The organism is Rhizobacter sp. Root1221 (genome assembly GCF_001425785.1).
GTDB lineage: Bacteria > Pseudomonadota > Gammaproteobacteria > Burkholderiales > Burkholderiaceae_C > Rhizobacter.
On record NZ_LMDI01000054.1, the window covers coordinates 1 to 7,722 of the forward strand.

At 64.8% G+C, this 7,722-nt stretch carries 8 protein-coding genes; 6 read left to right on the forward strand and 2 right to left on the reverse strand.

All coding sequences use genetic code 11. The features are described from left to right. Window positions 1-156: 156 nt before the first annotated feature. Window positions 157-1,338, forward strand: a complete 1,182-nt coding sequence (locus tag ASC87_RS26015) for a class I SAM-dependent rRNA methyltransferase (protein ID WP_056669839.1) — start codon at window positions 157-159, stop codon at window positions 1,336-1,338. Window positions 1,339-1,344: 6 nt separating this feature from the next. On the opposite strand, the gene ASC87_RS26020 is transcribed toward ASC87_RS26015, so the two are convergent. Continuing rightward, the gene (locus tag ASC87_RS26020) at window positions 1,345-2,475 is read right to left on the reverse strand and encodes a GGDEF domain-containing protein (protein ID WP_056669842.1); all 1,131 of its coding nucleotides are present in this window, start codon (window positions 2,473-2,475) and stop codon (window positions 1,345-1,347) included. A gap of 59 nt (window positions 2,476-2,534) precedes the next feature. Next, entirely contained in the window at window positions 2,535-3,068 is a 534-nt protein-coding gene (locus ASC87_RS26025; protein ID WP_056669845.1) for an Lrp/AsnC family transcriptional regulator, read from the reverse strand. A gap of 128 nt (window positions 3,069-3,196) precedes the next feature. Here ASC87_RS26025 and glmS point away from each other — a divergent pair, with 128 nt between their 5' ends. The 5 genes from glmS (at window position 3,197) to ASC87_RS26040 (ending at window position 7,536) form a co-directional block, all read left to right on the forward strand. Further along, window positions 3,197-5,095 carry a glutamine--fructose-6-phosphate transaminase (isomerizing) gene (gene glmS / locus ASC87_RS26030; protein WP_056669848.1) on the forward strand — a complete coding sequence of 633 codons (1,899 nt, stop codon included), beginning with the start codon at window positions 3,197-3,199 and terminating at the stop codon, window positions 5,093-5,095. Window positions 5,096-5,115: 20 nt separating this feature from the next. Beyond that, complete coding sequence (locus ASC87_RS32235; RefSeq protein ID WP_157604371.1) at window positions 5,116-5,277, forward strand: hypothetical protein; 162 nt, start codon at window positions 5,116-5,118, stop codon at window positions 5,275-5,277. Between the two features lie 286 nt (window positions 5,278-5,563). Beyond that, a complete protein-coding gene (locus ASC87_RS26035) occupies window positions 5,564-5,923 on the forward strand; it encodes a hypothetical protein (protein WP_056669850.1) in 360 nt (119 codons plus the stop codon). A 74-nt stretch (window positions 5,924-5,997) separates the two neighbouring features. Further along, window positions 5,998-6,555, forward strand: coding sequence for a hypothetical protein (locus ASC87_RS32240; protein WP_157604372.1), 558 nt, complete (start codon window positions 5,998-6,000; stop codon window positions 6,553-6,555). 39 nt (window positions 6,556-6,594) lie between these two features. Then, entirely contained in the window at window positions 6,595-7,536 is a 942-nt protein-coding gene (locus tag ASC87_RS26040; RefSeq protein WP_157604373.1) for a hypothetical protein, read from the forward strand. The last annotated feature ends 186 nt before the right edge of the window (window positions 7,537-7,722 follow it).

Genomic DNA, 7,722 nt, shown 5'->3' on the forward strand with positions numbered 1-7,722 from the left:
GACGACGAAGGCAAGCCGCGCAAGCCTTCGCCGCCGCCCAACCGCCCCTGTTCAACTGAGGGGGAAATTATTCCGGACAGTAGTGGGCGAACGCCGGGGCCCGCCACCGCCGATGGCCCCCCCAGCGTTGGCCGGGGCGCGGCGACAATCCACCCCATGAAGACAATCACGCTCCGAGAAGGCAAGGACCGCTCCCTCCGCAAGCGCCACCCCTGGGTGTTCCCCGGCAGCATCGCCAGTGGCAAGGCCGATCCCGGCGAAACCGTGCGGGTCAATGCGCACGACGGCAGCTTCCTGGCGTGGGCCGCGTACAGCCCGGCCTCGCAGATCCGCGTGCGTGCGTGGAGCTTCACGGAAACCGAGCGCATCGACGCGGCCTTTTTCGAGCGCCGCATCCGCGACGCCGTGGCCATCCGCGCGCGCCTGCCGATCGCCAGCGACGGCATGCGGCTGATCCACGGCGAGGCCGACGGCCTGCCGGGCCTCATCGTGGACCGCTACGGCGACACGCTGAGCGCGCAGTTCCTGTCGGCCGGCATCGAACGCTGGAAGGCCGTCATCGCCGACCAGTTGCTGAAGGTGACGGGGCTCACGCGCCTGTACGAACGCAGCGATGCGAACGCCCGCGAGCTCGAGGGCCTGCCCCAGGTGGCCGGCTGGCTGCGCGGCGACGGCTCCACCGAGATCACCATCCGCGAACACGACTGGCAGCTGACGGTGGACGTGGCCGAGGGCCACAAGACCGGCTTCTACCTGGACCAGCGCGACAGCCGCAAGCTGTTCGCCGACAGCGTGCGCCACTTCGGCTGCCGCCGCGTGCTCAACTGCTACAGCTACACCGGCGGTTTCAGCGTGGCCGCGCTCGCGGGCGGGGCAGAACACGTGACGAGCGTCGACTCCTCCGGCCCGGCGCTCGCACGGGCCACCCGTCACGTGGCGCTCAACGGGTTCGACGCCGCACGCCACGAGGCGCTCGACGCCGACGTGAACGCCACGCTGCGCGAGTTCCTCCGCCAGGGCCGGCGGTTCGACGCCATCGTGCTCGACCCGCCGAAGTTCGCCCCCACCGCGGCCCATGCCGAACGTGCCGCCCGCGCGTACAAGGACATCAACCGCCTCGGATTCATGCTGCTGGAGCCGGGTGGCCTGCTGTTCACCTACTCCTGTTCGGGGGGCATCAGCGCCGACCTGTTCCACAAGATCGTGGCCGGCGCCGGGCTCGACGCCCCGGCCGACGGGCTCATCTACGCCCGAACCGGTGCGGCCCCGGACCACCCGATGACGGTCACGTTCCCCGAGGGCGAGTACCTGAAGGGCCTGGTGGTGCTGAAACGCTGAGGCGTTTCAGCCCATGCGCACGCAGTCGCGGCCGGCGTGCTTGGCCGCGTACAGCGCGGTGTCGGCCCGGGCCAGCAGCTGGTCCACCGACTCGTCGGGCCGGCACACCGCCACCCCGAGCGACACCGTCACCTTGAGGTTGGGCGCGAGCCGCGACCAGTCGTGCTTGGCCACGCCGTCGCGCACGCGTTCGGCGGCCAGGTGAGCGGACGATTCATCTTCCGTGGCCGTCAACACCGCGAGGAATTCCTCGCCGCCGTAGCGGCCCAGCCGGTCGGACGTGCGCATCTCGGCGGACGCGCGACGCGAGAAATACCGCAGCACCTCATCGCCCACCGGGTGGCCGAAACGGTCGTTGACCTGCTTGAAGTGGTCGATGTCGAGCAGCGCAATCGCAAACGACTGGCCGGTGAGTTCGAGCTTGCGGTGCTGCTGCTCCAGCAGTTCCATCACGCTGCGGCGGCTGAGCGTGCCGGTGAGGCCGTCGCGTGTGGCGCGCCGGTGCATCTTCTCGAACTTGGCCTTGAGCGTCTTGTTCCGCTGCATCAGCATGTCGCGCAGCTGGGCGCCGTACAGGTCGAGCAGCGTGCTGCGCGCCAGCACCAATGCGAACCAGGCCGCACTGAGCGCGCGCTGCGCCACATTGCCCATGGGCAGCGAAAGATGCAGTTCGCCGAACACGATCACGGTGCCCACGCCCATGGCGACCAGCACCGACGACGCCACCACGTGCAATGGCGACACCCGCATGGCCCCGAACCCGTGGATGAGCAGCATCATCATCAGGAACAGCACCCCCACGCCGGGCACCCAGAACATGAAGCCCACGTGGATGGCCGAATGCACCAGCATCTGCGGCACCACGAGGAACGGATCGCTCAGGCGCTCGCTGCGGCCCAGCCGCAGCAGCAATGCAAAGAGGCCGCAAGCGGCGGTGCCCGCCGCGGCAAACATCCAGGCCACCAGTGCGTCCATCGCGCCGGCGTGGGCCAGCCCCAGCAGCAGCAGCGTGTCGACGCCGTAGCTGGCCAGCACCACGACCAGCATCTGCATGCACTGGCGCTGGCGCTCGGCGCGGCCGGCGGCAGAGGCGAAGTCCTCGTCGTCTCGGAGATCGGCGGAAGAAGTGGCGGGCATCGTTGGGGCGGGAACGAAATGGGCGGGATCACGCGCTGGTGCGCGCGTTCACGGATTCGTTATCGGCGGGGAGGCTGCTGGCTTGAATGACGGGCCGGTGGCAACCCGATGGCGGGCTCGAATTTGGCACGTTTCACGCTGAAAAACGCCTTCACGTTGCGCACGTTGGCGTCCTGGGTGAAGAGGCGGTTGACGAGGGCGTCGTACGCGGGCATGTCAGCCACCTGCAGCACCAGCATGAAATCCGGGCCAGGGGCAACACGGTAGCACTGTTGCACCGCCGAATCACCCACCGCACGGGCTTCAAATGCAGCCAAATGTTCGGCACCCTGGCGATCGAGCGTGACCTCGGCGATCGCCGTGAGTCCTGCACCCAGCCGTTCCGGTGACAGGATGGCCACCCGCCGCTCGATCACCCCGGCCGCCACCAGGCGCTTGACCCGGCGCAGGCACGTGGCCGGCGACGTCATCACCGCGGCCGCCAGGTCCTGGTTCGACATCGATGCATCCCGTTGCAGTACCCCCAGGATGCGGTGGTCGGTGTCGTCCAGGTCGTCAATTTTGAATGATTCGTGCAATGAAGGCTGAAGCATGAACTAATCAATCACGTTCCGTTGGTGATGATTGATTATTTCGTTTCAGCTGAAACTATGCAACCTTTGATCCGATGGGTGTGCCTACCATCTCGAACCTTCAGTTGAATCCGTCTGGGAGATATTTCATGTGTGGCATCGTCGGCGCCGTCAGCACCCGCAACATCGTTCCCATCCTGATCGAGGGGCTCAAGCGCCTCGAGTACCGCGGCTATGACTCGTGCGGCGTGGCCGTGCACCAGTCGGGCCACCTGCGCCGCGCGCGCAGCACGGCGCGGGTGTCGGAACTGCAGATCAACGTCGAGGCCGACGAGGTGCAAAGCGGCACCGGCATCGCCCACACCCGCTGGGCCACCCACGGCGCGCCCGCCGTCCACAACGCCCACCCGCACTTCTCGCACGGCCCCGGCTCCGATGGCAACACCGCCACGTCCGGCAAGATCGCGCTCGTCCACAACGGCATCATCGAAAACCACGACGAACTGCGCGCCGAACTGAAGGCCAAGGGTTACGCCTTCGACAGCCAGACCGACACCGAAGTGGTGGCCCACCTGATCGACCACCTGTACGACGGCGACCTGCTCGACGCCGTGCAGCGCGCCACTGCGCAACTGCGGGGCGCCTACGCCATCGCCGTGTTCTGCCGCGACGAACCCCACCGTGTCATCGGCGCCCGCGAGGGGTCGCCGCTGGTGCTGGGCGTGGGCGAGGGCGAACACTTCCTCGCATCCGACGCCATGGCCCTGGCCGGCGTCACCGACCAGATCGTGTACCTCGAAGAGGGTGACGTGGTCGACGTGCAACTCGGCAAGGTGTGGATCACCAGCCGCACGCCGGAAGGCCGTGTGTATGGCGCCACCGCCGCCAGCGCCACCCAGGGTTTCAAGCCCGTGCAGCGCGAAGTGCGCACCGTGCACGCCCACACCGGCGCGGCCGAGCTGGGCCCGTACCGGCACTTCATGCAGAAGGAAATCTTCGAGCAGCCGCGTGCCATCGCCGACACCCTCGACGCCGTGGAAAGCGTCAGCCCCGAACTGTTCGGTGACGGCGCCTACCGCGTCTTCAAGGACATCGACTCGGTGCTCATCCTCGCGTGCGGCACCAGCTACTACAGCGGCTCCACCGCCAAGTACTGGCTCGAGAGCATCGCCAAGATCCCCGTCAGCGTCGAGATCGCCAGCGAGTACCGTTACCGCGACAGCGTGCCCAACCCGCGCCAGCTCGTGGTCACCATCACCCAGAGCGGCGAAACCGCCGACACCCTGGCCGCCCTGAAACACGCCCGCAGCATGGGCATGAACCACACGCTGACCATCTGCAACGTGGCCACCAGCGCCATGGTGCGCGAATGCCAGCTCGCGTACATCACGCGTGCTGGCGTCGAGATCGGCGTGGCCTCCACCAAGGCCTTCAGCACCCAGCTCGTGGGCCTGTTCCTGCTGACCCTGGCCCTCGCGCAGGTGCGCGGCCACCTCACCGAAGAGCAAGAGCTCGCCCACCTCAAGGCCCTGCGCCACCTGCCCGTCGCCGTGCAGGCCGTGCTGGCGCTGGAGCCCCAGGTCATGGCCTGGGCCGAAGAATTTGCGCGCAAGGAAAACGCCCTGTTCCTGGGGCGTGGCCTGCACTATCCGATCGCCCTCGAGGGTGCGCTCAAGCTCAAGGAAATCAGCTACATCCACGCCGAGGCCTACCCGGCCGGCGAACTCAAGCACGGCCCGCTGGCGCTGGTCACCAGCGAGATGCCGGTGGTCACCATCGCCCCGAACGACACGCTGCTGGAGAAGCTCAAGAGCAACCTGCAGGAAGTGCGTGCGCGTGGGGGGGAGCTGTTCGTGTTTGCGGATGCGGACACGCGCATCGAGTCGTCAGAAGGGGTGCATGTGATCCGGATGCCGGAGCACTATGGTGCCTTGTCGCCGATCCTGCATGTCATTCCGCTGCAGCTGTTGGCGTATCACACGGCTTGTGCGCGGGGCACCGACGTTGATAAGCCGCGGAATCTGGCGAAATCGGTGACGGTGGAGTGAGCTTGCCTCTGAATCACATCGTGCTGTTCACCGGCAATAGTGTTTGCGACATCGAATTAGAGTTCGCGACATCGAAATATTGTGTGCGACGACTCCTGCCAATTGCCCCCTGGCGCGGGCAGGATGTCGCGGCCAAGGGCCGGGCCAGCAAGCTGGCATCGATGTTCGCTTGGTCGAACTGAATTCTCGCCCTCTCGCGAGCTCGGCCATGGGCGAGACCCAGCGCGCTGTGAGCGAACTGTTCTCTCGGGCCATCGCAGAACAGGCATCCAATGTTCTCACCAGTTCCTTGCCGCTAAAGTCTGAGAGAACCAGGGCGGCGCTCGTCCGGGGCGCTGAAGGGGCGAAAGGAAGAGCCCTGCGGGGCCCTTCCTCCTGTTCCGTGCCATTGATGCTGAGATCCGTAGCCGGGCCGGAACGACCGCTATGCACAGCGGAAGCGGACATCGGGAGCCGTATCATTCCCGCATGATTTCGCCCCTTCTTGAGCACGCGAAGCGCTGGATCGAAGCGTCCTGGCGAGAGGTCGGCTCGGGTTTTCAGACGAGCCAAGTACCCGTCGTGCAGTTCGAGCAGATGGACGTCGATGACCTGGCGCATCCCTTCAAGAACATTGGGCAGGCGTTTTGGCTGCTCAATGCAGGGACGCTGTGCGAGGCAGGTGAGGTCTCCATCCAGCGTGTGCCCTACGTTGCTTTCTCGCTCGTCCCGGACGAAAGCAGAATGAACGTTCAAGTGCATTGGGCGCCACGTTGCGGCTACGGCTTTCAGGTTCACTTCGACGCGGCGGGAGAACTGGTCCAGCAGCACATGCGTTGGGTCTCGTAGTGGCCTCTCTCCGGTCATGAACGTCCGCAGTCAGCCTCAATCGGTCGTCAGCGAGGACCGCTAGACTCCCGCGCATGATTCATCTCCTTGCCCGACTTCTTCCTGGGCGACCTCGTGCCATCGATGAAAACTCATCGTGGCGCCGCATCGTCTACGCGTCGGTCGGCGGGCTCTACGAGGTTGGTTTCGCATCGGACGAGTCTGCGCTCCTAGCGGTGTCCGAATCGGGGAGAGGTCTATTCAGTCTCGCCACCGGTGAACTCATAGCGAGGGATGATGCGCCCGTCGGCCCGAACTCTGAATGGTTCGACACGGATCAACGTATCGCGCTCGGCATCGGGTCCCTGACGGGCACGTGGATTCCAATGGTCGGCCTGGAGGGCGGGCAACTGAATCGCAGCCACGGCGAATGGCGGGTGGAACTGCGTGGGGCGGGACGAGACGAGTCCGCACTGTTGTTCCACGCTCGAACTGGAGACAAGTGGCTGGTCGAACGCCACTTCAGCACTGTGCGCTCATACGGTTTCTCCCCAAGCGGTCGATTCCTCGTCTTGGCAACCGGCAGCACTCTCACTGTGTTGAGCAACACCGACCGAACCGCTCCCAGCCTGATGCGGAACACGCCAACGTAGCGCCCCGTACGCTCTGCGCTCCGATTAAATACTGCGTCTATGAAGCACGTTGCAATAGCTGTTTCGCTAGTTTTTTCGTCGTTGGTAAGCGCTGCGGAAGTTCCGTATGTTTGCGACGACCCGTCCTATGCGAAAGCCTTTCGCGCCGGATACGAGCGGTCCCTTGCCGCGCGAAAGGCGCTCGGGCGCTCTTCCGAAGACGAGACGGCAGCGCGCATGGCGCGCGTCCGCGAAGCCATTGCGACCTCAGGACTTGTCGACACAATGAGTGTCGCCGCATTCATCGACAGCACACTTCTGGAGCCCGATATGGCTCAGCTCCTTCGAGCCGGTAAGGACGCTGTTGCTCATATCGACGCGTCGGTGGCCGCGCTGACTGTCGCCGCGGAGAAGACCGGAAGTGATGCTGCCGACTCCGACAAAATGTTCTGCCAGAACGGTTCAGCGAACTTCAGCGGCTTGGCGCAGAAGCGACGTGCATCGGAAGATCTCGGTGAAGCGGTCAGGCAGCGCCTTGCGGAGTTCGGTCGCATCAGAGGTGTCTCGTACTCGGACGACATCGAATCAGCATTGCTTCCCATTCGATGGTCCTGCAACTCTGTTGATGGGTTCACTGCAGCGGAGGAAGGATTCGACCTGGCTCTAAGACTGACGCGTTTGACGCTGAACAAGTTGCAGTCGGCATTCGAAGCCAATGTGAAGGCGCACGCTTCAGCTAAGGACTGGAGCTACTCGCGGACCATCGAAATCCTGCGGGCGATTGCCCAGCATCCCCACTTTGTTGCCCTTGAAAATCGAAAGCGCCTAATGATCCGGGAGGTGCAGGGGTTGGTGCAAGCAAGATTGGAGGGCAAATTGCCCCGAGAGTCGGCTGCTCCGTGCAGGTGGTCCGAGAACGTGCCCGCGCAACTCCACGAGATTTCTGATCTGACCCGCCGCCAATTCGACTACATCGCCGAAGTTCTCCCGAACGTGAATTAGCATTCAATTATTCAAACGGGTTCTCGCGGGCCTCGTGTACCGCGTCGAAAGCGACTGCTTTCTGCCTGGTGCGGTCTCCGCTGTGCACTGTCGTGGTCAAGCTTTTTCGGACGGCCCGATAAGGGAACGTTGAACTCTAGTGGGCGGCGGCGTGCTGCTGTTCGTAGTGACTGGGGGATCGATATC